General features: G+C 67.1%; 23 protein-coding genes and 1 pseudogene. 14 read left to right on the forward strand and 10 right to left on the reverse strand.

Annotated features, from left to right (window positions below):
• The first annotated feature begins 125 nt into the window (after window positions 1-125).
• The 3 genes from GNX95_RS40805 to GNX95_RS40815 all read left to right on the forward strand — a co-directional run bounded on the left by GNX95_RS40805 (window position 126) and on the right by GNX95_RS40815 (window position 5,426).
• A complete protein-coding gene (locus GNX95_RS40805) occupies window positions 126-638 on the forward strand; it encodes a lytic polysaccharide monooxygenase auxiliary activity family 9 protein (RefSeq protein WP_163513494.1) in 513 nt (170 codons plus the stop codon).
• A gap of 163 nt (window positions 639-801) precedes the next feature.
• Entirely contained in the window at window positions 802-2,628 is a 1,827-nt protein-coding gene (locus GNX95_RS40810) for an HSP90 family protein (RefSeq protein WP_246281931.1), read from the forward strand.
• Complete coding sequence (locus tag GNX95_RS40815) at window positions 2,625-5,426, forward strand: hypothetical protein (RefSeq protein WP_163513496.1); 2,802 nt, start codon at window positions 2,625-2,627, stop codon at window positions 5,424-5,426. Before GNX95_RS40810 ends, GNX95_RS40815 begins: the two co-directional genes overlap by 4 nt.
• Here the strand turns inward: GNX95_RS40815 and GNX95_RS40820 are convergent.
• The gene (locus GNX95_RS40820; RefSeq protein WP_163513498.1) at window positions 5,413-6,450 is read right to left on the reverse strand and encodes a helix-turn-helix domain-containing protein; all 1,038 of its coding nucleotides are present in this window, start codon (window positions 6,448-6,450) and stop codon (window positions 5,413-5,415) included. The genes GNX95_RS40815 and GNX95_RS40820 overlap by 14 nt on opposite strands.
• Before the next feature lie 94 nt (window positions 6,451-6,544).
• Between GNX95_RS40820 and GNX95_RS40825 the strand changes: the two genes are divergently transcribed.
• The 4 genes and pseudogenes from GNX95_RS40825 to GNX95_RS40840 all read left to right on the forward strand — a co-directional run.
• Entirely contained in the window at window positions 6,545-7,441 is an 897-nt protein-coding gene (locus GNX95_RS40825) for an alpha/beta hydrolase (RefSeq protein WP_163513500.1), read from the forward strand.
• A 23-nt stretch (window positions 7,442-7,464) separates the two neighbouring features.
• Entirely contained in the window at window positions 7,465-8,490 is a 1,026-nt protein-coding gene (locus GNX95_RS40830) for a serine hydrolase domain-containing protein (protein ID WP_163513502.1), read from the forward strand.
• A complete protein-coding gene (locus GNX95_RS40835; RefSeq protein WP_163513504.1) occupies window positions 8,487-8,717 on the forward strand; it encodes a hypothetical protein in 231 nt (76 codons plus the stop codon). The genes GNX95_RS40830 and GNX95_RS40835 overlap by 4 nt, the downstream gene beginning before the upstream one ends.
• A pseudogene (locus tag GNX95_RS40840) lies at window positions 8,660-8,980 on the forward strand (ATP-binding cassette domain-containing protein); the annotation flags it as partial. The gene GNX95_RS40835 and the pseudogene GNX95_RS40840, both read left to right, overlap by 58 nt.
• Before the next feature lie 92 nt (window positions 8,981-9,072).
• Here GNX95_RS40840 and GNX95_RS40845 read toward each other — a convergent pair.
• On the reverse strand, window positions 9,073-9,822 hold the full coding sequence (locus GNX95_RS40845) for a DUF222 domain-containing protein (protein ID WP_163513506.1): 750 nt from the start codon (window positions 9,820-9,822) through the stop codon (window positions 9,073-9,075).
• Window positions 9,823-10,345: 523 nt separating this feature from the next.
• A complete protein-coding gene (locus tag GNX95_RS40850) occupies window positions 10,346-13,744 on the reverse strand; it encodes a glycoside hydrolase domain-containing protein (protein ID WP_163513508.1) in 3,399 nt (1,132 codons plus the stop codon).
• 197 nt (window positions 13,745-13,941) lie between these two features.
• Between GNX95_RS40850 and GNX95_RS40855 the strand changes: the two genes are divergently transcribed.
• Window positions 13,942-14,505 carry an ArsR/SmtB family transcription factor gene (locus GNX95_RS40855; protein ID WP_163513510.1) on the forward strand — a complete coding sequence of 188 codons (564 nt, stop codon included), beginning with the start codon at window positions 13,942-13,944 and terminating at the stop codon, window positions 14,503-14,505.
• 3 nt (window positions 14,506-14,508) lie between these two features.
• The gene (locus tag GNX95_RS40860; RefSeq protein ID WP_163513512.1) at window positions 14,509-15,690 is read left to right on the forward strand and encodes an MFS transporter; all 1,182 of its coding nucleotides are present in this window, start codon (window positions 14,509-14,511) and stop codon (window positions 15,688-15,690) included.
• A gap of 47 nt (window positions 15,691-15,737) precedes the next feature.
• Here GNX95_RS40860 and pdxR read toward each other — a convergent pair whose 3' ends face one another.
• Window positions 15,738-17,177, reverse strand: coding sequence for a MocR-like pyridoxine biosynthesis transcription factor PdxR (gene pdxR / locus GNX95_RS40865; RefSeq protein ID WP_163513514.1), 1,440 nt, complete (start codon window positions 17,175-17,177; stop codon window positions 15,738-15,740).
• Window positions 17,178-17,205: 28 nt separating this feature from the next.
• On the opposite strand from pdxR, the gene GNX95_RS40870 reads away from it, so the two are divergent.
• Entirely contained in the window at window positions 17,206-17,976 is a 771-nt protein-coding gene (locus tag GNX95_RS40870) for an L-histidine N(alpha)-methyltransferase (RefSeq protein ID WP_163513516.1), read from the forward strand.
• Here GNX95_RS40870 and GNX95_RS40875 read toward each other — a convergent pair.
• Window positions 17,951-18,544, reverse strand: coding sequence for a hypothetical protein (locus GNX95_RS40875; RefSeq protein ID WP_163513518.1), 594 nt, complete (start codon window positions 18,542-18,544; stop codon window positions 17,951-17,953). The two genes, GNX95_RS40870 and GNX95_RS40875, sit on opposite strands and share 26 nt — an antisense overlap.
• Window positions 18,545-18,601: 57 nt before the next feature.
• Here GNX95_RS40875 and GNX95_RS40880 point away from each other — a divergent pair, with 57 nt between their 5' ends.
• The 3 genes from GNX95_RS40880 to GNX95_RS40890 are packed head-to-tail and all read left to right on the forward strand — an operon-like array spanning window position 18,602 to window position 21,229.
• Window positions 18,602-19,669: an ATP-dependent DNA ligase gene (locus tag GNX95_RS40880; protein WP_163513520.1), complete on the forward strand. Its 1,068-nt coding sequence runs from the start codon at window positions 18,602-18,604 to the stop codon at window positions 19,667-19,669.
• A 43-nt stretch (window positions 19,670-19,712) separates the two neighbouring features.
• A complete protein-coding gene (locus GNX95_RS40885; RefSeq protein ID WP_163513522.1) occupies window positions 19,713-20,600 on the forward strand; it encodes a GNAT family N-acetyltransferase in 888 nt (295 codons plus the stop codon).
• Window positions 20,597-21,229 carry a class I SAM-dependent DNA methyltransferase gene (locus GNX95_RS40890; RefSeq protein WP_163513524.1) on the forward strand — a complete coding sequence of 211 codons (633 nt, stop codon included), beginning with the start codon at window positions 20,597-20,599 and terminating at the stop codon, window positions 21,227-21,229. The genes GNX95_RS40885 and GNX95_RS40890 overlap by 4 nt, the downstream gene beginning before the upstream one ends.
• On the opposite strand, the gene GNX95_RS40895 is transcribed toward GNX95_RS40890, so the two are convergent.
• From GNX95_RS40895 to GNX95_RS40915, 5 genes are read right to left on the reverse strand one after another with little or no spacing between them, the layout of a single operon-like run.
• A complete protein-coding gene (locus GNX95_RS40895; RefSeq protein ID WP_425483956.1) occupies window positions 21,201-22,070 on the reverse strand; it encodes an NAD-dependent protein deacetylase in 870 nt (289 codons plus the stop codon). The genes GNX95_RS40890 and GNX95_RS40895 overlap by 29 nt on opposite strands.
• A 34-nt stretch (window positions 22,071-22,104) precedes the next feature.
• Window positions 22,105-22,980, reverse strand: a complete 876-nt coding sequence (locus GNX95_RS40900; RefSeq protein ID WP_163513528.1) for an amidohydrolase family protein — start codon at window positions 22,978-22,980, stop codon at window positions 22,105-22,107.
• Between the two features lie 55 nt (window positions 22,981-23,035).
• Complete coding sequence (locus GNX95_RS40905; RefSeq protein ID WP_163513530.1) at window positions 23,036-23,734, reverse strand: transporter substrate-binding domain-containing protein; 699 nt, start codon at window positions 23,732-23,734, stop codon at window positions 23,036-23,038.
• Window positions 23,735-23,749: 15 nt separating this feature from the next.
• Window positions 23,750-25,372, reverse strand: a complete 1,623-nt coding sequence (locus tag GNX95_RS40910) for an acyl--CoA ligase family protein (protein ID WP_425483950.1) — start codon at window positions 25,370-25,372, stop codon at window positions 23,750-23,752.
• Window positions 25,373-25,389: 17 nt separating this feature from the next.
• Window positions 25,390-25,791 carry a dihydrolipoyllysine-residue succinyltransferase component of 2-oxoglutarate dehydrogenase complex gene (locus GNX95_RS40915; RefSeq protein ID WP_163513533.1) on the reverse strand — a complete coding sequence of 134 codons (402 nt, stop codon included), beginning with the start codon at window positions 25,789-25,791 and terminating at the stop codon, window positions 25,390-25,392.
• Window positions 25,792-25,879: 88 nt separating this feature from the next.
• On the opposite strand from GNX95_RS40915, the gene GNX95_RS40920 reads away from it, so the two are divergent.
• A complete protein-coding gene (locus GNX95_RS40920; RefSeq protein WP_163513535.1) occupies window positions 25,880-26,815 on the forward strand; it encodes an MBL fold metallo-hydrolase in 936 nt (311 codons plus the stop codon).
• Window positions 26,816-26,825 lie beyond the last annotated feature (10 nt).

Below are 26,825 nucleotides of genomic sequence, written 5' to 3' on the forward strand. Positions count from 1 at the left end.
CGGGGTCGGGCCGCCTCCGACCACATAGATCTTTCGCCGGGAACCACCGATTTTCGACGCCGCTGCGGGACATCAGACGGTCCCGCTTCCTCGTGCTCGCGGCCAGCCGAGAGAAGGAGCAGCACATGAAGGTCAGACGCGGAATCATCGGAGCGTTGGCGGGGGCGGCCATGGCGCCGCTCATCGTCCTTGCCTTGCCGCCGACCGCCGCCAGCGCACACGGCTGGGTCAGCGCGCCACCGAGCCGGCAGGAACAGTGCAGAGCCGGCACTGTCCCGTGCGGAGACATCAAGTACGAGCCGCAAAGTGTCGAAGGCCCGAAGGGGATGCGCACCTGCAGCGGCGGCTCACGGTTCACCGAGCTGGACAACGACAACAAGGGCTGGCGAGTGACCAATGTCGGCCACACCATCACCTTCCACTGGAAGATGACCGCGCGCCACCGTACGGCCAACTACCAGTACTTCGTCGGCACCACGCTGGTGAAGGAAATTCCCGGCAACAACCAGCAACCACCGGCCGAGTTCGACCAGACGGTGACCTTCAACCAGAGTGGCCGGCAGAAGATCCTGGTCATCTGGAACATCGGCGACACCGCCAACGCCTTCTACAACTGCGTCGACGTCAACATCGGATAGTCGGCGCGCACATCACGATCACCGGACGCACCCCTCCGTCCGGTGATCGTGGTGCCTGTTGGGGCACGGTTGGGACGCCGCCGACGTGCGGATCCGGTGGTGACGGATAATTCGAGTACGGCCCTGCGGCCTTCGGCTGCTGGGCCGGTTCGTCGTTCAGCCGGTGCGTACGAGAGGCAGCAACAGCGTGGACCTGTCCTTCCAGGTCGATCTCCGCGGGGTCGTCGATCTGCTGAGCCACCATCTCTACTCCAGTCCTCGGGTCTATCTGCGCGAGCTGCTGCAAAACGCGGTCGACGCGACGACCGCGCGGCTGGCCACCGAGCCGGACGCCGACGTACGCATCCGGCTGGAGCCGCTCGGTCACGGCGGCGAGCAGACCTTGCGCATCCACGACACCGGAATCGGCCTCACCGAAGCGGAAGTGCACACGCTGCTGGCCACCATCGGCCGCAGTTCCAAACGCGACGACCTCGGGTTCGCCCGGCACGAGTTTCTCGGCCAGTTCGGCATCGGCCTGCTGTCGTGTTTTCTGGTCGCCGACGAGATCCAGGTCGTCACCCGCAGCGCGACCGGCGGTCCGACAATGCTCTGGCGCGGCTTCGCCGATGGCCGCTACAGCTTGGAAAAGGCCGCCGAGCAACGCGCCGAGCCCGGCACTTCGGTGGCATTGCTGCCACGGCCGGGGATGCGACGGTGGCTGGAGGAGGAGACCGTACGCGAGCTCGCCGCGCATTACGGCGGCCTGCTGCCTTTCGACGTACGCGTCGCGAATCCGGACGGCACGGCGGATCCGGTGACCGCCGCGCCACCGTGGACGGCGGTGACCGCGGACCGGCAGGAGACGCTGAGCGCTTACTGCGAGCGGCATTTCGGCTTCCGGCCGTTTGCCATCGTGGACCTTTCGGCGCCGGAGGCCGGCCTGACCGGCTGCGCTTTTGTGCTGCCGTTTCCGGCAAATCCGGCCGAGCGCGGCGCGCATCGGGTCTATCTGAAGCGGATGCTGCTGACCGACCGTACGCCGGATCTGTTGCCGGAATGGGCCTTTTTCGCGCGCGTGGTGGTCGATGCGACCGAGTTGCGTCCGACCGCGAGCCGCGAGGCGTTGTACGAGGACGAGCTGCTGGAGACCACGCGCAACGCGCTCGGCGAACAGCTCCGGCAGTGGCTGGTGCGGCTGTCGGTCACCGAACCCCAGCGCCTGCAACAGTTTTTCGAGATCCACAGCCTCGGCGTGAAAGCGCTTGCCCTGCACGACGACGAAACGCTCAAGCTGGTGGAGCGGTGGATGCCGTTCGAGACCACGCTCGGCGCGTTGCCACTGGCCGAGTTCCGGCGTACGCACCCGGTGATCCACTACACCACCACGGTCGACAACTTCCGGCAGATCGCGGCCGTCGCGACCGCGCAGGGGATCGGCGTGGTCAACGGCGGATACGTCTATGGCACGGACATCCTGGAAAGACTCGGACAGACCGACCCTGGCCTGCACGTAGAAGTGCTCGATCCCGGCGCGGTCGCCACGTATTTGGACACGCTGGACACCAAAGTCGAGCTGAGCCTGACGGGTTTCCTCACCATCGCGCGCGCGGCTCTCGACCGCCTCGGTTGCGATGTCGAGGTGCGTGAGTTCAGCCCGGCCAGCCTGCCAGCGCTCTATCTGTCCGACCCCAGCGCGCGGCATTTCCAGCGGTTACGCGAAACCCGCGAGACCGCAGACCCGCTGTGGGCCGACGTGCTCGGAGCCCTGGACGAGCAGGGACAGAGCGACCGGCCGCAGCTGATCCTCAACCACCGCAGTCCGTTGGTACGCCGCGTCGCCGGCCTCACCGACCCGAGCCTGGTCACGCTGGTCGTCGAGTCGTTGTACGGCCAGGCGTTGCTGTCCGGCCATCATCCGTTGCAGGCCAAGGACACCGCGGTGCTGAACCGGTCGTTCCTGGAAATGATCGACCGCGCCGTGCACGGCGCCGGAGGGCCGGACCAGTGACCGTGTCGGAGGCCGAGCTGCGCAACCGGCTGGAGGAAAGCGAAAACCTGCCATACGGCGACGGCCGGACCGCTGTGGTCGAGGAAATCCTGGCGCAGGCCGAGGCGATCGGTGGCGGGCCGTCGAAACTCGCCTTCGACGTGCGCATGGAGCTGATCAGCTGTTACGAGAACGGCGCTCAACCAGACCGCGCGTTCGTGCCGTTTGCCTGGTGCCTGGCCGCCTTCGACCGCGGCGAACTGGAGTTCACCGACTGGGACGCCGAGCTTCTTCGGTGGTATTACAAGTGGATGATCGGCGCGATGCGCCGTTTTCCCACCATCGGCCTCAACCAGGTCAATGCCGCGCTCGACGACATGGAGCGGCGTTATCGCGCCGGCGGACACAGCATGCACGCCGTCCACATGCTGCGTTGCCTGATCCACTCGCACCTCGGCGACCGGGACGCCGCCGAGGAGGAGTTTGCCAAGTGGATCGCCAGTCCTCGCGACGAAAACAGCGACTGCGCCGGCTGTGAGCCGACAAAGCAGCTCTCGCATCACGTGTGGATGGGGCGCGACGAGGAAGGTCTGGCGCTGGCCGAGCCGGTCGTCGCCGGCCAACTCGGCTGCCGCGAGCAGCCGCAGTCGATGCTGGCCGAGATGATGCTGCCGCTGGTACGCGTCGGCCGGCTCGACGAAGCACGAGAGGCGCACCTGAAGGCGTATCGCCGGCACCGCGGCAACCGCGACGCGATGGCCGACATCGCCGACCACATCGAGTTTTGCGCGCTGACCGGCAACGAGGCGCGCGGACTGGACATCCTGACCAGGCATCTGGACTGGGTCGACCGGCCACGCGAGCCTTACTCGGACATGGCTTTCGCCGCGTCCGGCGCACTTCTGCTGCGGCGCTTGGAAGAAATCGGCCACGGCGACCTCACAGTCTCGTGGCGGTCGGCGGACGTGCCGGTGCGGCAGCTGCGCACCGAGCTGACCGAGCGCGTACGCACCATCGCGGCGAAATTCGACGCTCGCAACGGAAACACGTATCAGAGCGAGCGGTTCGAAGGCATCATGGCGGCGCAGCCGCTGGTCGACGAGTTGCCGCTCGGCGGCTCGTCGCGGCCGGCGGGTCGGACCGTACGCGCCGTGGTGACGCCGCCGGCCGAGCTGCCGGGCGAGCTGACGCCGGAGGAAATCGCCGACCTCGCGGAGAAAGGCGATCGCACGTCCGACAGTGCGTGGTCGCGGTTGGAGAAGCTGGCCGAGGCCGGCGAGCTGCCGGAGTCGGTCCTGCCGCGCTGGCACGAAGAGCAGGCCGATCGGGCGATTCGTACGCGGGAGCCGGAAAAAGCCGCGGAGCTGGCGCGGCGGGCGATTGACGAGTACGTGGCGATCGGCGATGTCGCCCGTGCGGCCCGAGCGAAATCAGTGCTCGCGATGGCGGTCGAGGCCGACGAAGGACTCGCTTTGCTTGCCGAGGCACGGAAAGTCGAGTCGCCGTACGCGGTGGAGGTCGCGCTGCGCCAGGTGCAGGCGTTGGCGCGCGCCGAGCGATATCACGAAGCGATGGCGGCGGCGATGGATGCGGTCGAGCTGGCCGGCGACAACCCGCTGGCTGCCGCGGCCGCCTATCGGATGCAGGCCAGGCTGCACGGCCGTGCGGGCCGTCTGACCGCGGCAGCCGAAGCCGCCGAGAAGGCCAGGACCTTGGCCCGGCAAAACGACGATCCGATCGCCGCGGCCGGTTGTGCCGTGCTGCTGGCGCAGATCCTCTATGACGACGATCGTGCGCAGGAGGCTTTCGACGCCACCGCTGAGGTTTTGGCTGTCGAGAGCTGGCCGGCCGCGGAGCTGCCGACGCTCGGACGCGCGTACGAGCTGCGCTGGGTGATCCTGCGCGATGCCGGTCAGGCTGGTGAGCAGGCCGCGGTGGACGCGGCGCTGGGCGGACTGGACATCTGGCACGAGGTCGGCGACCGGCAGCGTGCCGCCTTTTCCGGAATGAACCTGGGATTCAGCTATTACCTGCGCGGCCAGTGGCTGGATGCCGCGGAGTTGTTGGAGCAGGCGCTGCACGAGTTGGCGGAGGGCTCCGACGACGCGCTGGCGGCGCGGTCGCTGCTTGGCACCTGCCAGGCGCGGCTGGGCGAACACGTTGACGCGGCGGAAAACCTGGCCCGGTCCGCGGCCGGTTTTCTGGAGGTCGGCGAGTTTCGCCGCGCTGGCAACGATCTCATCGAGTCTGGTACGGCTTTGACGCTGGCCGAACGCACCGACGACGCGCTCGACCGGTTTTCCAGCGCGGCCGAGCTGATGGCGCAGGCCGACTGGCCGTACGGCGTTGTCGTCGCGCTGCAACACCAAGCGCGCGTGCTGATGAACTCCGAGGAGGTCGAGGAGGCGTACGAGATCGCGGTCGAAGCGTACGAGCGGGCGCGCGCCCTGCCGGAGTCGGACGCGTACGACGCCGGCTGGGTCCGCGCCGACGCGGCCGACGACGTGGCCCGGATTTTGCAGGAACTGGACCGATTCGACGAGGCATTCGGGCCAGCGCGGGAGGCGGCCGCCGGATATCGGGCGGCCGGTGACGAGGCGAGTGCGGCGGCGACCCACCTGCTCATCGCGATGTTGCGGATCGGCACCGAGGACGCTGCCGGAGCCGAGGCGGATGCACGCCGGATTTTGTTGGAATGCCAGGAAACCGCGACGCCGGACGTGCTTTATCGAGCGCGTGCCGTGCTGGCGACCGCATTGCACAAGCAAGGCCGCGACGCGGAGTCGGAGGCGATCTGGGCCGAGCTCACCCCTGACTGAGCAGCCGCCAGGTGGTGAGCGCGAGCCGCGCGCGGGTCAGGCCGGCCGGCTCGGTGAGGTCGATGCCGAGCGTCCGGCCGAGCTGTTCGAGCCGCCGCGACACGCTGCTGTGATGCAGGTGCAGCAGGTCGGCGGCGCGGCGCAGCGACCCGGTCGCACAGTAGGTGTCGAGGGTTTCCAGCTCGTCCGGACGGTCGGCGAGCCGCGCGATCGCGGCCACGTCGGCGTTGTCGCGCGCGGCCTCCTCTGGCACGTACGCGAGCAGCGCCAGCGCACCGAGTCCGTCGTACGACACGACCGGCTGTCGCACGGTCGCGAAGCGCAACGCCGTGCGTGCCTGCTGCCACGCGACCTCTGGTACGTCGGCGGCGCCGACGCCGGCGCGTACGCCCGCGGGGAACAGTGCCGGCTCCAGCGCGGCCGCCAGGATGACGCCGACCTCGCCGAGCGGCGCCGCCTTCACCGGCCGTGACGGACAGACCGTGGCGGCGACCTGGTCGAGCGGCGTCGTCGTACACACCGCCGCGACACGCACCGGCAGATCGCTGGCAAACCCCAGCAGTCGCAACGCGCGCGCTCGTGCGGCTTCGTCGGTCTCGGCGCTGATGACCAACTCGACGAGCGCGGGGTCCGCCATGGTCGTACGCGCCGGACCGTATCGCTCGACGACCGCGGCCACCGCGATGGCGAGCCGGTCGAGCAGCACGTCGTCGAGCGGCCGCGGCTCGTCGGCACGCTCCAGCCACGCCTCCCCGATCTCCTCGTCATCGAGCGTGACCGGCACCTTGCTGGACGCGGCCGCCGCGGGCGCGGTCGCCTCCTTGCCCTCTGGCGAGAACCGGATCGCGCGGCCGGTGCTGTGCAGCTTGATCGCGGCGACGCACTCGGCCAGGCCGGCCGACGCGCGCGCGAGCGCAGGGAGGTCGACGCGGCGGCGCATCAGCGTGTCGTAGAACATCACCACGCGCAGCGCGCCTTCGACGTACGAGTCTTGCTGCGACAGCCGGACGACCAGTGCCTCCATGACACGAGGGTAGGCGACGATCGGTGCGCGACCCAATGGAGAAGACCGACGACTGTCGGATGACGCAACGCCGGCGTACGCGCAGGATGATGGCATGGATCCCGAGCTCGAAGCCTTTCTGCCGTTCCTGCCGCCGACCGACCTGGCCGATCCGGTGGCGGCGCGCGACGACCTGGCGAAGTTCGTCGCCGGTGTGCCGCCCCTGCAGACCGACGGCTTGGAGATCGAGGACCGGGTGGTCCCGGCCGATCCGGACGTGCCGGTGCGGATCTATCGGCCGCGAGACGCGCAGGGGGCCATCGTCTGGTTTCATGGCGGCGGCTGGATCATGGGGACGCTGGACACCGAGCATCCGTGGGCCATCCGGATCGCCGACGGGTCTGGCCAGTTGGTCATTTCCGTCGCGTACCGGTTGGCGCCGGAAAACCGTTATCCCGCCGCGATCAACGACGCGTACGCGGTGCTCGGCTGGGCTTTCGCGCACGCCGCCGAGCTTGGCATCGACCCGGCGCGGATCGCGGTCGGCGGGCACAGCGCCGGCGGTGGCATCGCGGCCGGTCTCGCGCTGCGTGCGCGCGACCAGCAGGGGCCGCCGATCCGGTTTCAGCTGCTCCACCAGCCGGCGCTGGACGACCGGCAGCAGAGCTGGTCGGCGCGCAACTTCACCGACACGCCGTGGTTCAACCGCGACAAGTACGCGACCGCGTGGCGGCACTATCTCGGCTCGACGGAGGCGACACCGTATGCGGCGCCGGCTCGCGCCGACGATCTTTCCGGCCTGCCGCCGGCGTACGTTTCCGCTGCCGAGTTTTGTCCCAACCGCGACGAAAACATCGCCTACGCGCTCAGGCTGCTCGACTCCGGCGTATCGGTCGACCTGCACCAGTGGGCCGGCACTTTCCACGGCTCGCAGGCAATCGTGTCGGCTGACGTGTCGCAGCGGCAGCTTGCCGAGCTCACCGGAGCTTTGCGGCGCGCATTAGCCGAATAAACTGTTTGAGAAAGGTGGGGGCCATGCTGGCTGCCAATTTTATCTCCGCGCTGACCGATATTCATCGCGCCGGCGTCCCCGGTGTCTACGCCGAGGTGCGTATTGACGGCCAAACCTGGTGCGGCGCGGCCGGTGTCGCCGACCTCGACACCGGCCGGCCGGTGACGCCTGACATGCAGCAACGCGTCGGCAGCATCACGAAAACCTTCACCTCCGCGGCTGTTCTGCGGCAGGACATCGATCTGGACACGCCGGTGAGCTTCTATCTGCCGCATTTGTTGTCCGACTCCGCGATCACCGTACGGATGCTGCTCAACCACACGAGCGGTCTCGCCGAGTATCTGCCGTACGCGTATCCGTCTCTGGCGGAGCTGAAGCCGGACAGCCTCGACGACAACAGGTTCGTACATTTCGACGCGGTGAAGCTGATCGAGATGGGCGTCAACGCGCCGCGCGTCGGCCGGCCGGGTGTCGCGCCAGGTGTCTATTCCAACACCAACTATCTGCTGCTCGGCCAGCTTTTGGAGCAGGTGAGTGGAATGACCGCCGAGCAATGCATCACGCGTGAGGTCATCGAGCCGGCCGGCCTGCGGCACACCGAGTTTCCGGCCGGCACTCAGGTCGACGGATCGCATTCGAGAATGTACGAGTCGCTTTTCGGCACGATCGATCCACCGCGCGACTACAGCATCTATGACATGTCGTGGGTCGGGCCGGCGGCCTCGCTCATCTCGACCGTCGCCGACGTCAACGACTTCTATGCCGCGCTGCTCGACGGAAAGATCGTCGACCGCTCGTCGCTGGAGCAGATGCGGCGGACCGTCAAGGTCGTCTCGCAGGAAGGCGAGCTCATCGATTATGGCCTGGGACTGCAGAAAGACGGCGCGTACTGGGGCCACGACGGCACGGTGTGGGGTGCGCTGACACTGGCGTGGATCCGAGACGACGGCAAGCGCCAGCTGTCCGCGGCTCTGAATCTGGTGCGGTGGAAGGAAAAGGATGCCATCGACACCGCGTTGGCGGTGTTTCGCCAGCAGGCGATGGGATGAACGCCGTCGCGTTGCTGCGACCGCATGCTGGAAGCTTCGTGGCGGTCGTGATCCTGCAGATCGTCGGCTCTGTCGCTGGTCTCGCGCCGTTGTTGGCGGTGGTCGAGCTGGGGCGCGTGCTGTTGTCGCCGGGGCCGGTCGACCACGGCCGGGCGTGGATCGTCGTCGCGGCTCGCTGCTGTCCGGTGGCGAACGCCAGCGCGTGTCGATTGCACGCGCGCTGCTGAAAGACGCGCCGATCGTGCTGCTGGACGAGGTGACCTCTGCGCTGGATCCGGTGAACGAAGCCGCCGTCCACGACGGCATCGAGCGACTGATGACCGGCCGTACGGTGGTCATGGTGGCGCACCGGCTGCGTACCGTCCAGCGCGCCGACCGCGTGGTTTTCCTTGCGGGCGGCCAGATCGTGGAGGAAGGCAGCCACGAGGAGCTGCTGCGTCGCGATGGCCGCTATGCTGACTACTGGCAGATTTCGATGGTCACTGGTTGAGGTCGACGACGTACGTGCGGCCGAGTGGTGAGGTCCAGACGTACCTGCCTGGCGTCGCCTGTGTGAGGTCCCAGCCATGGTGGGTTTTGCATTCATGGTGAAACTTGCACAAGGGTTTGAGATTGTCGGCCGAGGTTGGGCCGTCCGGAAACGGGACGGTGTGGTCCAACTCGCAGCTTCTGGCTGGCCGGTTGCAGTTGGGGAAGTTGCAGGTGGGGGTGTTGGCTCTGACGTAGTCGGCGAGCGCGGGGTTGGGCTTGTACTTCAGGCGCCCGTAGTCCAGGAGGGTGTCGGTGGGCCTGGCGGCGCTGCTCGGAAGCTTCCGGGTCAAGCGTGGCGATGGTGCGCTTGACGGTGTCGCGGAACCACCGGTAGGTCCGGTTCTCCGCCTGCGGGATGACGGTGTTCTCGACCTGGCCGGCGATGTCGGGGTCGATGATTTCGGTCTGCTCGATCATTGTCCGCGCCTTGGCGATATCAACAACACCGGCACACAATGCGGCCAGCGTGCGGGGGAGTGTGGTGGTCACGTGTTCGCCCCACTGCAACCGGCTGGCGGTGGCTCTGGTGGTCCATGTCAACGCTGAGGCGACGTCGGCGGCGGCGTACCGTCGTGCCAGCGGATCGTACTGGGTGATGAACCGCCCCATCGCGGCGAGCTGCATTCCCTGCATCGCCGCGATCAACCGATTGGTCACTTCCATCACGGCGAGACATTCGTACCGATCCGCGGCACCAAGATCAAGCTCCTGCAGCACCCGAACCGTCTCCGCATCCGGCGCCGCGTCCACAAGATTCAACGCGAACAGCGGATCCCCGATAACCCCCATGCTACCGTCCATGCCACCATTATATCCCACAGTCCGCACATTATGAGCTGCCGCCTCCAAAACGCAACCCCGTACGAAAGCTCGGCGGCCCGTACCGGAAATGTGGTTCCCTTCAGGGCGCCGAGGGGGAGAACAAACAAAGCCACCCCGCACCCAACTCGCACCTCGACGGCCCTTCCCACCCTCCCTGAGGCAAAAGGTCTTAATCCCTAAACGCAACCACCTCACATGCCGCACAATTGACCCCCCAACCACCCACCCAACGCACGACGCGGCGCCCTAACCACCTCTCCACCGCAACAATTGAACCCCGCCAACCATCCCCTTAACGCACAATGCGACGCCCTCAACCATCCACCCAACGCACAATGCGACGCCCAAACCCTTTGCCACCGCAACACCCAGCTCCATCCACCTCCCACCGCGACACGCGGCCCCCATCCCCTCCACCGCAACACGCCCCACTGTGAAGCATCCCGGATTTACCGCACACCTCAGCTTGCACCACCCCAGGATGCTTCACACTACCCAGGACCTACTTCCCATAAACCTCAACCTCATCCGCAAATATATACTCCGCAAAATACCCGTACTTCTTCGTGGCGGTAAACCGCACATACCGCGCCCCAACCCCACCAACCCCCGCCACAAACCACCTCTCCGCCGGCGCCGTCACCGTCGCCCGATCAACAAACGAACTCCCATCCACACTGGTAGACACCTTCACACTGTCCGGCGCATATCCATGCTCCCCATCGTTATATCTCCAAAACCGCACCAGCTGCACATCCTTCACAGCCCCAAGATCAACGGTGATATCCACAGTGAGCGTGTCCCCGGGCTGCATGACCCACGCATACGACTTGTGATCGGAATAGTGTCCAGCGATAAACCCATCGGTCGAGTCACCGGGCGTGGAGTCCGGATAGTTGGGGTCCCCGCCACCAGACTTCGTGTATGTCTTCCCAAGCGCCAGGTTCGTGGTCGCACTGTTGGGATCGCCGAACAACCCGATCTCGTCCACGAACAGGTAGTCCGCGAAATAGCCATCCTTCTTCGTCAGGTCCAACCGCACATACAACGCGAACGTGTCGTCGAACGGAAGGTCGAACCAACCACCGCTGCCCCAGGCCGTCTGACCCTTGTACTGGAACGAAGCCCCGTCGACACTCGTGTAAACCTTCACGTTGTCAGGCGCATAGTTGTGTACGTCGTCGTTGTACTTCGCGACCGTCGCACGGTTGAGCGTCCGCGGTCCCTTCAGTTCCAACGTGATCGACACCGTACGGCTCTTGCCAGGCGTCATGTAGTACGCGTAACCATTGCCGTCGAAGAAGTTGCCGGCGATCACGCCGTCGGTCGACTCGTGGTTGCCGGTGTCGGGGAAGGTCGGGTCGTCGGGCTCCGCCGACTTTCTGTACGTGGCGCCCGCGGCGAAGTTGACGTCCTGACCCGGCGGCGGCGCGTACGCCTCGATCTCGTCGATGAACAGCGCGTCCGCCAGCGAGCCGCACGTCTTGGTGAACGTCACGCGTACGAACCGCGCCGACACGGCCGGGAAGCGATAGTCATACCACAAGCCGTCGTGCGCGTTCGTCTTCTTCGCAAAGCCTTTCTGGACAAAGGTTTTGCCGTCGTCACTGGTCGACACCGCCACGATGTCCGGCGAATAGCGCGCGTCCCAGTCCTCATAACGATGCACGCTGATCCGGCCGACGGTCTTGTTCGCCGCCAGGTCCACGGTCACGTCCACGGTCTTGCTTTGCCCGCTGGACAGGTCATAGCCCCACGACTTCCGATCCGGATAGTCACCGGCGATCACGCCGTCGGTCGACAGCGCGTTGCCGGTGTCCGGATGCTGGAGGTTGGGATCGGACTTCTCGTACGGCCGGCCGCCGGCCAGATTTTCCTGCGCCAGATACGATCCACCGACCTGCACACTCGAGACGGCTCCGTCGCCAACGATCCGCGCATAGCGCGCTTTCCCGTTGACGCCGACGAAGGTGTCACCGCTTTCGGCACTGCTCGTGGTGTAGGCCGGCGACCACTTCTCGCCGTCGTAGGAAAGCTCCACGCTGAACGACTTCGCGGAGCTGACGTTGATCCGCAGTCCATCGACTTGTGCCTGCTTCTTCAGGTCGACCTGCACCGGCAGCTGGCCGGCGCCCGCGGTGCCGAGCACAGTCGGGAAAATCGAGTCTCCAGCCGCCGCGGCGACCAGCGCGTTGTGGATGCGCGTGATGAATCCGGTGTCGCGGCTGTAGCGAGTCGCGTTGCTGACCACGCTCGCGGCCAGGCCTTTCGCGAGCGCCGGCTTGGTCTTCTCCAGCAGCTTCAGCAGCTCGTAGTCCTCGGCGCCGTCACGATACGACTCAAACCGGATCGTGGACTTGAACGTGTTGTTTTCCTTGTCCGGCAAGACGATGTAACCATCGCCTTTCACGTCCTGCTGGTCCAGTGTGTATTGCCAGTTGTTCAAGGCCCAGTGCAGATAGCCGGTGATCCCGTGCTGGTACGCATACCACATCGTCTCCCGCTGGTCATAGGCCGGCTGATCGATGAACCTGTTCAGATACGTCCCGGTCGGGATGTTGGCGGTGTAGATCCAGACATCCTTGCCGTTCTTGATCTGCTGGTCGTAGAACGCGGGATTCTCGTTGGTCAGGATGATGCTCGGGATGTGGAAGCTCTGCACCGCGGCGATGCCGGCCTGCGAGCTTTGTACGTTGTTGGCATCGGAAATGCGCACCTGCGGCCACACCGCGCGGATTGCCTTGGCGGTGGCCACATAGCGGTCGACCTGGTCGGGCGGCAGCTCGTCGTTGACGTGCATCCAGTAGATCTTTTCCCAGCCCTTGGCCTGGATGTGGTCACGCAGCGCCGGCAGGAACTGGCTGGTCCAGCGCTTCTCCTCGGCACCGCCGGTCGGCACGTACGCACGTCCGGTCTTGCCGTTCTGTGGCGGCGCGATGATCTCGGTCTGCATGATGCCGTCCTTGGCGCCGAAAGACCACCAGAAGCCTTCCAGCTGCTTGACGGCGCCCCGCTCCATGAAAAACTGGACCAACTGGTCGAAACGCTGCCAGTTGAAGTGGTACGTGCCGTTCGCGTCCAGATACGAGCCGCCGTCGATCAACGCCGTGACCAGCGGCACCGGCAGGTCGTTGTTGCGATAGGCCTTCATCATGGCGGCGAGATTTCCCATCAGCTGCCACCATTTCGGAGAATAGCGATCCAGGCCGTAGTAGAGCTTGATGGTGTCGCCGGCGCCTTCGTCCCAGGACAACGGGCCGAAGGTCGTCATCCACATCGCACGCGTGAAGCCACTGTCGCGGTTGTCGGGGATGGTGACGTTTCTGATGTCGATCGAGATCGGTACGGCCGACTGGCCGGTGTCGGTGACGATCGTCGCGGTGCCGGTGTAGACGCCGGGCGCGGCGTCTTTTGGCGCGTATGCGCGGATCCAGATCGGTTGCGTGGTGTTGGCCGGCACGCGTACGGACCGGTCGTTGGACAGGCCGTCCGGATAGTCGCCGGGTCCGGTGCGGATCGGATTGGCGATCGGATAGCGGCCGGCGAAGGCCGAATTGTGGTTGAGGTGGGAGAACTCGACGAACCGATAGCTCAGGTTGGCGGCCGCCAGTGCGTGGGTTCCGCTGGTGAGCGGACCGAAGCTGACGCCGCGTATGGTGAAGTCGCGGTCCTTGCGGATCGCCACCTGAGCGGCCTCGTATTCGTTGCGTGCCAAGGTGATGCTGACCGACCGGCTGACGTCCGGCGCGGCGAGGTCGTCCTTGAACAGGTTGACCGACGAGTTTTCCGTCCAGACGCTGGTGATCGGACCGTCGGCGGGCGGTTTTGCCGCCTTTTCGGCCGATGCCGGCACGCTGCCGGCGACCGACAGAGCCACCGCGCAGGCGGCGACGAGGCTCAACGCGGGGACCAGAACGCGCCTGGACCGGAACATGGTCACCATCCCTGGAGGCGGCGGAAGCGTTCTCGTTATAGGCAATCGGTCACCGGCTGCCAACGCACAGATCGCCTACTGTCTGCTTACGGACACAAATCCGGTTAGACCAATCACCTGCATGGCGAGTCCGCAATGCGGCCGATTGGTCTACGCTGAGAGACATGCCGAAGGACCCGCTGGCGCCAGATCCGGACCGTGACATCACGCTCGACACCGCCACCTTGCGCGTGCTCGCACATCCGATGCGACTCAACCTGCTCAACCGTCTGCGCCAGTACGGTCCGGCCACCGCGACGCAGCTCGCCGACGTCTTCTCGCTGGACACCGGAGCCGCCAGCTATCACCTGCGCCGGCTCGCCGCCGGCGGCCTGATCGAGGAGGACGAGAGCCGCGGCAGCGGCCGCGATCGTTGGTGGCGAGCCAAACATCGCTCCTCGTTCCACGATCCGGCCGGCTCGCCGGACCAGCCGGAAAGCCGCGCGTACGCGCAGGCCGGCGTGCTCGCCTATTCCGACGAGCTGCGCCGGGTGGCCGGGGTGATCCCGCTGCTGCCCAACGATTGGTACGGTGCCTCGATCTTCAGCGACTACACGCTCCGGCTTACCCCGGATCGGCTCAACGCCTTGAAAACAGAGCTGGTCGAGACGATCTCGCGTTACCGGGACGAGGACGACGGCGATCCGGTTTCGCTGCAACTGCAGGCCTTTCCGCTACTGGACCGTTAGCCGATGTTGCAGCGTACGGCGGCGCATCGCGATGCCAACGTGCTGCGTTGGCTCGGCGCGTACGCGGCGTCCGTCACCGGCGACGTCATCTATTTCGTGACCCTGTCGGCGACCGCGGAGCGGCTGGCCGGCCCGGCGCAGGCCGGCCTGGTGATCGCCGCTGGTGCGTTGCCACGTGCCGTGCTGATGCTGGCCGGCGGCGTGCTGGCCGATCGCTGGGGACCGCGCCGGATGGTCATTTCCGGCGACGTCGTCCGTTGCCTGACCATCCTGCTCGTCGCCGGTCTCCTGCTGGCCGCCGGATCGCCGCTCTGGCTCCTCTACGTCCTGGCTGTCGTTTTCGGCGTCGCCGACGCGCTTTTCATGCCGGCGGTCGGCGCGTTGCCGCCGCGTCTCACCTCGTCCAGCCAACTCGGCCGGGTGCAGGGGATGCGCATGCTCGGCGTCCGGTTCGCCAACGCGGCCGGCCCGATGGCGGCCGGCGTGATGCTGGCTTTTTCCGGCACGCCAGGCACTTTCGCCGTCGCCGGGCTGCTTTTCCTGGTCTCGCTGGCATTGCTGTTGTTCGTACGCGTCGGGGCCGCGGAGCCGGCGCCGGCGGCGAGCCTCTGGTCGGATTTCCGGGAAGGTTTACGCTATGTACGCGGCCGGTCCGGCCTGCTCGCGCTGGTGATCGTCATTGCCCTGAGCGAGCTGTGTTTCAGCGGTCCGATCGGCGTCGCTTTCGTGCTGTTGACCGGAGAACGTCACGACGGTCCGGTCGTGCTCGCGGCGATGTTGAGCGCGTTCAGCATCGGTGCGGCGCTGTCCAGCGTCGGTGTCGCGGTGCTCAACCGCGTGCCGAGCCCGCGACTGTCGATGACGGTTTCCTTGCTGTTGACCGCTTTCGCCGTCGCGTCGATCGGCGTGCTGCCGGCGACGGCAGGCATCGCCGTCTCCGGCGTGCTCGGCCTGACCAGCGCAGTCGCCGCGGTCGTCGGCTACACGTTGCTGCAACAAACCGCCGAGCCGCGCTTTCTCGGTCGGGTCACGGCGATGCTGACCCTGCTGACGCTTGGCCTGAGTCCGCTGATCTTTCCGCTCGCCGGCCTGGTCACCGCCGCCTGGGGTGCCGGCGTTTTCCTTGCCTGCTGTGGCATTGTCAGCCTGGCGGCCGCCGCCGTGGCAGTCGCGAAAGTGCCTTGACGCACGGCGGCGCGAAGCAGCCGCACTGGTCATACGGCTGAGTGCGATTACCTGACCTTGCCGACAACGGCGATGGCTTCTTCGATGTCGGAAGGCGTACGCGCCGCGTATCCGAGCACCAGTCCTGGCGCGCCAGGCCGTTGCCGATGCCAGGACAACGGATGCACCTTCACGCCGCGACGAGCCGCCGCGGCGGCCAACTCGGTGTCGTCACCGCCGGAAAACGTGACCATCACATGCAAACCGGCCGCGGCCCCATGGATGTCGGCGTCGGGCAGGTGTTGACGGATCGCGCGCACCATCGCGTCGCGACGACCGCGATGGCGCCGGCGCAGCAGCCGCAGATGGCGTTCGAGTTCGCCGTTTTCCATCAGCGCGGCCAGGACGAGCTGCGCGATCACCGGGTTGCCGAGATCCGCAACGCGTTTGGCGGCAACGAAATCGTCGAACAGCGCGGGCGGCGGCAGGACCCAGCCGATGCGCAGGGCCGGCGCGATCAGCTTGGACATGCTGCCGGCGTAAATGACGCGCTCGGCCATCATGTCACGCAACGCCGGCACCGGCGGCCGGTCATAGCGGTGTTCGGCGTCGTAATCGTCCTCGATGACCAGTCCGTCCCACCGCATCAGCTCCCGGCGGCGCCGGCCGTCCAGCACGACGCCAGTCGGAAACTGGTGCGCCGGCGTGACCATCACCGCCGGCGAGCGCAGGTCGGTGACGGTCAGGCCGTACGCGTCGACCGCGACCGGCGGCGTGTCGATCCCCCAGTGCCGCAGGTGCAGCCGTGCGCCGAGCGAGCACGGATCCTCGACCGCGACCTCGGAAATGCCGTTATGCCGCAAAACCTGACCGATCAGCGCGAGCGCCTGCGTGACGCCGGCGACGATCACGACGTCGGCCGGATCGACGCGTATGCCGCGATTCCGTGCCAGCCAATGAGAAACCGCGAGCCGCAGCGCCGGATCGCCGTGCGGATCGCCATAGCCGAAGTCGGCGGCCGACAGGCTGGCGAGGACGGCACGCTCGGCGCGCGACCAGGCCGCGCGGGGAAACGCGGCCAGGTCAGGCAGGCCTGGGGAGAGGTCGATCCGCGCCGGAGTCGCACGTATCGCGTCGAAAATGTCGAGTCCCGGCGGTTTTCCAAATATGTCGCCGGAAGTCGTCTCCGGCGCGCGCGCCGGCGGTGCGGCCACCGGTGCGGCGACGACGACCGTGCCGGCGCGGCCGCGGCCGGCCGCGTGGCCGTCCTCGATGAGCCGCTGGTAGGCCTCGGTCACCACGCCGCGGGAGACGCGCAGGTCGGCGGCGAGCGTACGGGTCGCCGGCAGCCGGCTGCCGACCGCGAGCCGGCCGTCGGACACCGCGCGCCGCAGCTGCTCGGCCAGCCAGTCGGCCATCCGGCCAGCCGGCGCCTGCGCGATGTCGAGCTGCAGGAAGTCCGCCGCTCTTATGGACCGGTCATCGTGGGCCTGTTTGGACCTAGCCATTGGTCCATAGTGCCAGCACGGTGGAGCCATGTATGTGCACGGCTATTCGACGTACGAGGCGCGCCGCCTCTCCGACCAGGCGGACACGCTCGCCGACCTGCTGCACGCCGGCACGCGGTTTCCGGCCGGCAGCCGCGTGCTGGAGGTCGGTTGCGGAGTCGGCGCGCAGACCGTCCACCTGGTGGCCAACAGTCCGGGGACCGACCTGGTGGCGATCGACGTTTCCGCCGATTCGCTGGAAAAGGCCAGGTCTCGGGTGACCGGTGTGGAGTTCCGCCAGGTCGACCTGTTCGCGCTGGCAGCGGAGAGTTTCGACCATGTTTTCGTGTGTTTCGTGTTGGAACACCTGCTCGATCCGGTCGCGGCGCTCAAAGCGATACGCGGTGTGTTGCGGCCAGGTGGCACGATCACGGTGATCGAGGGCGACCACGACTCGGCGTTTTTCCATCCGGACAGCGGATACGCGCGTGCCGCGGTCGACTGCCTGGTGCGGTTGCAGGCGGCCGGTGGCGGCGACGGGTTGATCGGCCGGCGGCTGTGGCCGCTGCTGACCGACGCCGGGTTCGACGAGGTGCTGGTGCGGCCGCGTACGGTTTACGTCGACCCGAGCCGGCCGGCGCTTGTCGACGGATTCACCCGCAACACGTTCACCGCGATGATCGCGGCCGTACGCGATGACGCCATCGCCGCCGGCCTGTCGACTGCCGCCGACTTCGACCGCGGCATCGCCGACCTGCGCCGTACCGTCGAGGGCACCTTCCACTACACGTTTTTCAAGGGTGTCGCGGTAAATCCCTGAGGATGCGAGCGCAGATCTCGTCCGGCGTCTCGGCGCCGATCCGGATCACGTTTGGCGCGGTCCGGTCGATGTGTTCGTTGTAGCGGTGGCATTGTCCGGTGAAAGCCGCGATCACCTTCTCCGGATCCGCCGCACCGCGCCAGAACTCGGTGTCGTCGCGAATACGCTTTTCGATGAGCTCGATGTCCACCCGCAGCCAGCAGGTGTACGTTTTCGCGGCGAATTCGGGGAGAATGGCCCAGCCCTCGATGACGGCCGGGTCTCCCCAGTCCAGCCGCGGCGCCATGACGGCCTCGACGATCGGCCATAACGCGCGATGTGCGCGGATGAAATGCTGCCAGAGCTGGTCGGCCGGGGTCCGCAGGTAATAGTCGCGATGGTCGATGCCGGCCATCGGATGCAGATCGGGATCGCTGGCCGGGGTGGTCGCGGCTCGTGCGGCGGTGCTGAGATCGTCGGTGCCGATGTGGTCATAGCCGAGCCGCGCGGCCACCAACCGCGCGACCGTGCTCTTGCCGGAGCGCGGCGCGCCGCCGATCGCGATGACTCGCGGAAACTCTGCCGTCACCTTCACCATTGTCGGCCCGTCGCTGGCGCTTCGCGGCCGAACAGGCACAATCGGCTCATGCAACTTCCCGTTATGCCGCCGGTCGCGCCGATGCTGGCCAAGGCCGTCAAGGACATTCCCGAAGGCGATCTGAGCTATGAGCCGAAATGGGACGGATTCCGGTCGATCGTCTTCCGGGACGGCGACGAGATCGAGCTCGGCAGCCGCAACGAGAAACCGATGACGCGCTATTTCCCCGAGCTGGTCGAGGCGTTTGCGCGGAATCTGCCGGAAAAATGCGTCATCGATGGAGAGATCGTGTTGGTCGGCGCGACCGGCGACCGGCTCGACTTCGAGGCGCTGCAACAGCGCATCCATCCGGCCGCGAGCCGGGTCAAGCTGCTGTCCGAGACGACGCCGGCCCGGTTCGTCGCCTTCGACCTGCTGGCGCTCGGCGACACCGACTACACCGACCGGCCGTTCGCGGAGCGCCGCCAGGTGCTTGACGAGGCGCTGGCCGACGCGCAGGCGCCGGTGCACGTGACGCCGGCGACCACCGACCGGTCGGTCGCGCGGGTGTGGTTTTCGCAGTTCGAAGGCGCCGGCCTGGACGGCCTGATCGCCAAGCCGCTGGACGGGGCGTATCTGCCGGACAAGCGCACGATGTTCAAGGTCAAGCACGAGCGTACGGCCGACTGCGTGGTCGCCGGCTATCGGCTGCACAAGAGCGGCCCCGACCGGATCGGCTCGCTGTTGCTCGGCCTCTACACCGACAGCGGCGAGCTGGCGAGCATCGGCGTGATCGGCTCGTTTCCGATGGCGCGCCGTGCCGAGCTGTTCCAGGAGCTGCAGCCGCTGGTGACGACCTTCGACGACCATCCGTGGGCGTGGGCCAAGCAGGAAGAGGGCAACCGTACGCCGCGTAACGCCGAAGGCAGCCGGTGGGCGGTCGGCAAGGACCTGTCGTTCGTGCCCCTGCGGCCCGAGCGCGTGGTGGAGATCCGCTACAGCCAGATGGAGGGCGTACGGCTGCGGCACACCGGCCAGTTCGTACGGTGGCGCGAGGACCGCGATCCGCGCTCGTGCACGTACGAGCAGCTGGAGGTGCCGGTGAAGTTCGACCTCGAGGACGTGCTCACCTCCTGAAATTCTCTCGACGGCGGCGGCTGTGGCTTGTCAGAGTGCTCGCATGGCAGAGCTTGGTCCGCACGATCTCCGGCTGATGCAGGGGCTGGCGCGGGAGGTGACCGCGCTGCGGCCGGAGCTGGTGACCGCCGACGCGAGTGTCGGCGAGTTGGCCTGGGTCTGGTCGAAGGGCGTCGACGCGCTCGGCGAGTCGTGGCGGCATCGGCTGTGGTTTGCCGGCGACCGGGTGGTCGCCTGGGGATGGGTCAGCCTGTCCGGGTCGCAGCTGACCTGGCAGGTGCATCCGGACCGGCTGGAGCTGCTGCCCGAGATCCTCGACTGGTATGACGAGGTGGCCGGCGAGACCGAGCGGCGGGTGATCGTGCAGTCGGCGGACGAAAACGCGCTCGCGAGCGTCACCAAGCACGGCTATGCGTTCGATGCGGACGACGAGTCGTGGACGCAGGCAAACGTACGCGAGCTGACGGACCTGCCGGATCCGGTGCTGCCACCGGGATTCCGCTTCCGTACGGCCGACGAGGTCTCGGTCGCGGACGCGGTCGAGGCGCATCGCGGAGCCTGGGACCGGAGCCAGCTGACCGAGTCGGATTTCCAGCGCGTACGCCAAACCTGGCCATATCGCGGCGATCTGCACGTACTCGTCGAGGCGCTGGACGGCACGCTCGTGGCATCGGCGATCGCCTGGCTGGACGAGGAAAACCGGATCGCCGAGTTCGAGCCGGTCGGTACGCACCGCGACTTTCGCCGCCGGGGACTGGGGACCGCACTGCAGTTGTATGGCATGCGGCAGGCAAAAGCAGCCGGCGCGACGCGCATGATGGTCGCCTGCCTTGGCGCGGCAACGCATCCAGCCGCGCGAAGCCTGTATCACGGCGTCGGTTTTCGCCCGTACACAAGGGACATGCTGCACGTCAAAGCCGCTCGGTCATGACCGACGACGTGATCGAGGTCTATCGGCGGCACGCGGCCGCGTGGATCGCCGCGCGCGGCACGAAGCTCGGAGAACGCGGCTGGATCGAGCGGTTCGCCGGCCTGCTCGCACCTGGCGCGACGGTGCTCGACATCGGCTGTGGCTCAGGCCAACCCGTCGCGCGTTACCTGGCGGATCAAGGACATCCGGTCACCGGCGTGGATAGTTCACCGGAAATGATCAGTGTTTTCAGGAAAAATCTCCCGGATTCCGACGCCGTGGTCGCCGACATGCGCTCGCTGCGGCTCGGCCGCAGATTCGGCGGCGTCATCGCGTGGGACAGCTTTTTCCACCTGTCACCTGACCAACAGCGGCTGATGTTCCCGGTTTTCCGCGACCACGCCGAGCTAGCCGCGCCGCTGCTGTTCACCAGCGGCCCCGCCTTCGGAGAGCGGATCGGCACGCTGGAAGGCGATCCGCTCTATCACGCGAGCCTCGATCCGGACGATTACCGCCGGCTGCTCGGTCAGTGCGGGTTCGACGTCGTGGCTCATGTCGCGGTCGATCCGGACTGCGGTGGCCACACGGTGTGGCTCGCTAGGGTCTGTTTCGAAACAGGCCCTAGCCGAAACGACGAGCCAGGTCCGTGAGTGCGCGGCCCAGCGGCAGGTCGACGCGTACGGTCGCGTACTGGTCGCCGCGGGTCTCGCCGCGGTTGACGATCAGCACCGGCTTGCCGTTTTGCGCGGCGTACCGGACAAAACGCAGACCGGACATGACGGTCAACGACGATCCGAGCACCAGCAACGAGTCGGCCTCCTCGACCAGCCGATAGCACTCGGCGACTCGCGCCGGAGGTACGTTTTCGCCGAAGAAAACCACGTCCGGCTTGAGCACTCCGGAGCCGCACGAAACGCAGTCGACCAGCCGGAAATCGCGTACGACGTGCTCGGCCAGCTCCACGTCGCCGTCCGGGTTGACGCGGTCGGCGGCGCCGGCGAAGGCCGGATTCGCGGCGGCGAGCCGCCGGTGCAGGTCGGCGCGCGGGCTCCTCTCGCGGCAGCCGAGGCAGATCACCCGGTCGAGGCTGCCGTGCAGCTCCACGACCTCGGTCGCGCCGGCGGCCTGGTGCAGGCCATCGACGTTTTGCGTGATGACGCTGGTCAACCGACCGGCGGCCTGCAGCTGAGCCACCGCGCGGTGGCCGTCGTTGGGCCGAGCGCGCGCGATCGTCTGCCATCCGACGTGGCTGCGCGCCCAGTAGCGCTGGCGCGCGGCGGCGTCGCCGACGAACTCGCCGTACGTCATCGGGGTGTGTTTGCGCAGGCTGCCGGCCTCGCCGCGATAGTCCGGAATGCCGGACTCGGTGGAGATCCCGGCGCCGCTCAGCACCAGCACCCGACCGGCGGCGACGGCCTCGGCGACTGCGGTCAGATCGGTCGTACGCGACGCCGGCTCACCGGTCCGTTGCCAGGTCAGCGTCGGTCGCACTCGCACGCCAGAAAGCCTACGTCGGGAGAACGCGTCACGTCTTGTCCAGCCCGAGCACGCGGATCGCGTTGTCCTTCAGGATCTTCTGCCGCACCTGCGGCTTGATCTCCAGCGCGGCGAAGTCGCGCAGCCACCGTTGCGGAGTGATCAGTGGAAAGTCCGAGCCGAAGAGCACCTTGTCCTGCAGCAGCGAGTTGGCGTAACGGACCAGCTGCGGCGGGAAGTACGTGGGCGACCAGCCGGAGAGGTCGATGAACACGTTCGGTTTGTGCGTGGCGATCGCGAGCGCCTCGTCCTGCCACGGAAACGACGGGTGCGCCAGGATGAGGGTGAGGTCGGGAAAATCGGCGGCCACGTCGTCGATTTCCATCGGGTTGGAGTATTTCAGCCGGATGCCGCCGCCAGCTGGCAGGCCGGAGCCGATGCCGGTCTGTCCACTGTGGAACAGCGCCGGCACGCCGGCCTGCTGGATCGCCTCGTACAACGGATAAACCGCTCGGTCGGACGGAAAGAACGCCTGCACGCTCGGATGAAACTTGAAGCCGCGTACGCCTTCCTCCTCGACCAGCCGGCGCGCCTCGCGTACGGCGGTCGCGCCGCGCGCCGGGTCGAGGCTGGCGAACGGGATGATCACGTCCGGATGTTTCGCGGCGGCCGCGGCGATCTCGGAGTTGGCGATCGGCGGATGACCGGTGGCCGCCTCGGCGTCGACGGTGAAGAGCACGCACGCCATCCGCTGTTCGCGATAGATCCGCGCGATCTCGTCGGTCGACGGCAGCCGCGCCGCGTCGTCGACACCGAAGTATTTTCCGGCCGCCGCGGACAACACCGGCGACAGCGCGGTGTGCCCGTCGGCCGACACCTCGGCATGCACGTGTATGTCGATAGCGACCAGCGCGTCGAGATCCATCGTCACCTCTTATCAGGGACCCTGATCTCCAGGAAAGCGGGTCGAGCGTACGTCGTCAAGCTGGTGACGCGTCGGACTGCCCAGCTCGGCGCAGTGACTCGGCGACGAAACCGCTCGCTTTCAGCTCCTCGACCAGGTCGCGCAGGAAGCGTACGGTCTCCGGTCGCCGGCTTTTCGTCGTGCCGACCGCCTGCTGGATCTGCATGAAGCGTTCCTCGATGACGCGCAGTTCCGGGTGTCCGGCGACGAAACGGTTCATCGGCTGGCGGATTCCGGCGCCGGCCTCCAGGCCCTCGGCGAGAAAGACCTCGATGCCTTCGTCGCCGCGTACGACGGTCGCGTGCCGCAAAGTCCGGGACAGATGGAGGTCATACGCCGATCCGCGTTTCACTCCAACGCGTACGCCGGCACTGTCCACATCGGACGGTGTGACGAAGTCCGCGTCTTTCGGCACGACGTAGACACCTTCGATGACGACGTACGGCGCGGTGAAGCAAACCTCTGCCTCGCGCGCCGGATCGACGGCCAGGAAACAGATGTCGGCACGGCCGGCCGTCATCGCCTCGTACGACTTGCGCGCGGCGTCGAAGCAGACGAACTCCACCGGCACGTCGAGCCGGGCCGCGATCTCGCGGGCGAGGTCGACGGTGATGCCGCTCGGCGCGTCCGGCGTGCCCTGCGCCAGCACGGCGTTGCCGAGGTTGATCGACGCGCGCAGGACGCCGGTCGGAGCGAGATCTTCAGCGATGGTCACCCGAACGAGCGTATGTCAGCCCTGGATGCGCGACTCGTGCCCCTGCCATTCGCGCTCGCGCAGCTGGAACTTCTGGATCTTGCCGGTGGAGGTTTTCGGCAGTTCGGCGACGAAGTCCACGCTGTCCGGTGCCTTGAAGCGGGCCAGCCGGCCGCGTACGTGCTCGATGATCTCCTCGGCGGTCGCGGCGGCACCGGACCGTAACACGACGAACGCCTTCGGCCGCTCACCCCACTTTTCGTGCGGTACGCCCACAACGGCCACTTCCAGCACCGCCGGATGCGAGTCGATGGACGCCTCGACCTCGATCGTCGAGATGTTCTCGCCACCGGACACGATGATGTCTTTGGCGCGGTCGCGAAGCTCGATGTAACCGTCCGGGTGCCAGACGCCGAGATCGCCGGAATGAAACCAGCCACCGCGAAAAGCGCGCTCGGTCGCCTCCGGGTCGGCGAAATATCCGGACATCACGTTGTTGCCGCGCATCACCACCTCACCCATGGTGGCGCCGTCGCGCGGCACGTCGGTCATGTCGTCGGCGACGACGCGTACGCCGTCGGTGACCACCATGCCGACGCCTTGCCGAGCCAGCTTTTTGTTGCGTGCCTCGGGATCCAGCCGCGTCCAGCCGTCCTGCACCTCGCAGACCGTGTACGGCCCGTAGGTCTCGGTCAGGCCGTAGACGTGCACCAGCCGGGCGCCGAGCTCGGTCATCCGGCCGATCACCGTCGGACTCGGCGGTGCGCCGGCCGTCGTGACCACGATTTCGCGTTTCAGCGGACGTGCCTGCTCGGCATTCGCAATGGTCACAAGGACAGTTGGCGCGCCGTTGAGATGCGTAATGCCTTCTTCGTCGAACAGCCGCCAGATTTCCGCCGGGTCGACGGCGCGCAGGCACACGTGCGTGCCGCCGATCGCCGTGACGGCCCACGTCGTGCACCAGCCGTTGCAGTGAAACATCGGCAATGTCCACAGATAGCGCGAGTCCGGCGTGTGTCCACTGTGGACGATCTCGGCGAGCGAGTTCAGATAGGCACCGCGATGGTGATACATCACGCCTTTGGGCATGCCGGTCGTGCCGGACGTGTAGTTGATCGAGATCGTCGACCGCTCATCGGCCACACTCCAGGGCAGCGGTGTGTCCGCGCCGCGCTCCAGCAGCTGCTCGTACGTGATGCCACCGACCGCCGGGTCGGCGCTGGCGCCGGACGCGGGGTCGGTGACGGTGACGATCTCCAGGCCGAGGCCGTCGGCGACCGGCGCGATCGTCGGATGCAGCGCGGCGTCGACGACCAGCATTTTCGCGCCGGAGTGCGCGCAGATGTGGCGCACCTCGGCGCCGGCCAGCCGCGTGTTGATCGCCACCAGCACCGCGCCGCCGAGCGCGACACCGAAGTGGGCGACCAGCATCTCGGGGATGTTGGGCAGCAGGTACGCGACGCGGTCACCGGACTCGATGCCGCTGGCACGCAGCGCGTGCGCCAACCGGGTCGCCGCGGCGGCGAACTGTGCATACGTGACGCGCCGATCACCGTACGCGATGGCCGTCTTGTCCGGAAAGACCCGCGCCGACCGGTCCAGGAAGGCAAGTGGTGTGAGCGGTGTGAACCAGGTGTCCTCTGTGGCCATGGTCACCATCCTGGCGAGGCCGCGAGCTACCTACAAGGGTTGTAGTAGCAGTACCAGCGGCGCATCCAGTCCGGCATGGCCGGCTGTGACGGCTGCGTCGCGGGTCGCCGCGTGGCCGGCTTGCGGCTCGGCGGAGCTGGCGCGTTGTCGGACTTGGGTGTCGCCTTGCCGCGCCGCGGGGTGGTCGTCTCGTGCGGTGCCGACACCGGTTTCGGCGCGTCGGACTGTGGGCTGGACGGCGCGCTGGCCGGCTGCTGCGTGGCCGCCGCGGTCGCTGCCGTCTCGGTGTTGGAGCTCGCCGAGATGCCCGCCAGGATGGCGCCGACCGCGACCACCGCGCCGATCGAGGAAAACCCCACCACCCGGTTGTCCGGCGGCCGGAGGATCGTACGGCGCCACACACTCGGCATCCGGTGCCGGCCGCGCATCGATCCCCCTTCCGCCGTAGCAGACACGTACCTTATACCCGAATTCGGGGCGCAGCGGAATGTCCCATGCGCATGAGAGAGTGCCGCTATGAGTTCGAGCGGACACGACCATCCGGAGCTCGGGCCGGCCGAGCTGCACGAGGTCGGCGACGGGGTTTTCGCGTACGTCCAGCCAGACGGTTCCTGGTATGTCAACAACACCGGTTTCGTCGCCGGCCGGTCGTCGGTGATCGCCATCGACTCCTGCTCGACGCAGCGCCGCACGCGCGCTTTCCAGGAGCGGATCGCGTCGGTGACGCCGGCGCCGGTGACCGCGCTGGTCAACACGCATCACCACGGCGATCACACATACGGCAACTCGGAGTTCGGCGCGATTCCGGTCGTGGCGCACGAAAACTGCCGCACCGAGGTGCTGGCCTTCGGTTTTCCGGGAAACACCGGGATCTGGGATCCGGTCGACTGGGGCGACATCCGGATCGCGCCGCCGACGCTCACCTTCACCGACCGCGTACGGATGTGGTCCGACGACCACCCGGTCGAGGTGACCTTTGTCGGTCAGCCGGCGCACACCAGCAACGACAGCCTGGTGTGGCTGCCGGACCAGGAAGTGCTGTTCTGCGGCGATTTGCTGTTCAACGGCGGAACGCCGTTTTTGCTGATGGGGTCGGTGAAAGGCGCGATCGAGGTGTTGCGCGAGGTGGTCGCACCGATTCCGGCGCGCGTGATCGTGCCCGGTCACGGCGCGCCGTGCGACCGCGGCCTGATCGAAACCGTCACCGGCTATCTGGAGTTTGTGCTCGCCACCGCCGGCGACGGCATGGCGGCCGGCCTGACTCCGCTGGAAACGGCTCGGCAGACCGAGCTCGGCGGCTATGCCGACTGGCTGGATCGCGAGCGGATCGTCGGCAACCTGCACCGAGCGTACGCGGATCTCGACCCGTCACGGCCGAAGGTCGACATTCTCGCCGCACTCGCCGACATGATCGCGTACAACGGCGGAAAACCGCTGTCCTGCTATGCCTGAGAGTGCGGAG

Source organism: Fodinicola acaciae (assembly GCF_010993745.1).
GTDB classification, from domain to species: domain Bacteria; phylum Actinomycetota; class Actinomycetes; order Mycobacteriales; family HKI-0501; genus Fodinicola; species Fodinicola acaciae.

Coding starts and splice junctions, on each gene's coding strand:
- GNX95_RS40805 (WP_163513494.1), top strand. CDS start 126: ATGAAGGTCAGACGCGGAATCATCGGAGCGTTGGCGGGGGCGGCCATG.
- GNX95_RS40820 (WP_163513498.1), bottom strand. CDS start 6,450: ATGGAGGCACTGGTCGTCCGGCTGTCGCAGCAAGACTCGTACGTCGAA.
- GNX95_RS40825 (WP_163513500.1), top strand. CDS start 6,545: ATGGATCCCGAGCTCGAAGCCTTTCTGCCGTTCCTGCCGCCGACCGAC.
- GNX95_RS40830 (WP_163513502.1), top strand. CDS start 7,465: ATGCTGGCTGCCAATTTTATCTCCGCGCTGACCGATATTCATCGCGCC.
- GNX95_RS40835 (WP_163513504.1), top strand. CDS start 8,487: ATGAACGCCGTCGCGTTGCTGCGACCGCATGCTGGAAGCTTCGTGGCG.
- GNX95_RS40845 (WP_163513506.1), bottom strand. CDS start 9,822: ATGGACGGTAGCATGGGGGTTATCGGGGATCCGCTGTTCGCGTTGAAT.
- GNX95_RS40855 (WP_163513510.1), top strand. CDS start 13,942: ATGCCGAAGGACCCGCTGGCGCCAGATCCGGACCGTGACATCACGCTC.
- GNX95_RS40860 (WP_163513512.1), top strand. CDS start 14,509: ATGTTGCAGCGTACGGCGGCGCATCGCGATGCCAACGTGCTGCGTTGG.
- pdxR (WP_163513514.1), bottom strand. CDS start 17,177: ATGGCTAGGTCCAAACAGGCCCACGATGACCGGTCCATAAGAGCGGCG.
- GNX95_RS40870 (WP_163513516.1), top strand. CDS start 17,206: ATGTATGTGCACGGCTATTCGACGTACGAGGCGCGCCGCCTCTCCGAC.
- GNX95_RS40880 (WP_163513520.1), top strand. CDS start 18,602: ATGCAACTTCCCGTTATGCCGCCGGTCGCGCCGATGCTGGCCAAGGCC.
- GNX95_RS40885 (WP_163513522.1), top strand. CDS start 19,713: ATGGCAGAGCTTGGTCCGCACGATCTCCGGCTGATGCAGGGGCTGGCG.
- GNX95_RS40890 (WP_163513524.1), top strand. CDS start 20,597: ATGACCGACGACGTGATCGAGGTCTATCGGCGGCACGCGGCCGCGTGG.
- GNX95_RS40900 (WP_163513528.1), bottom strand. CDS start 22,980: ATGGATCTCGACGCGCTGGTCGCTATCGACATACACGTGCATGCCGAG.
- GNX95_RS40910 (WP_425483950.1), bottom strand. CDS start 25,372: ATGGTGACCATGGCCACAGAGGACACCTGGTTCACACCGCTCACACCA.
- GNX95_RS40915 (WP_163513533.1), bottom strand. CDS start 25,791: ATGCGCGGCCGGCACCGGATGCCGAGTGTGTGGCGCCGTACGATCCTC.
- GNX95_RS40920 (WP_163513535.1), top strand. CDS start 25,880: ATGAGTTCGAGCGGACACGACCATCCGGAGCTCGGGCCGGCCGAGCTG.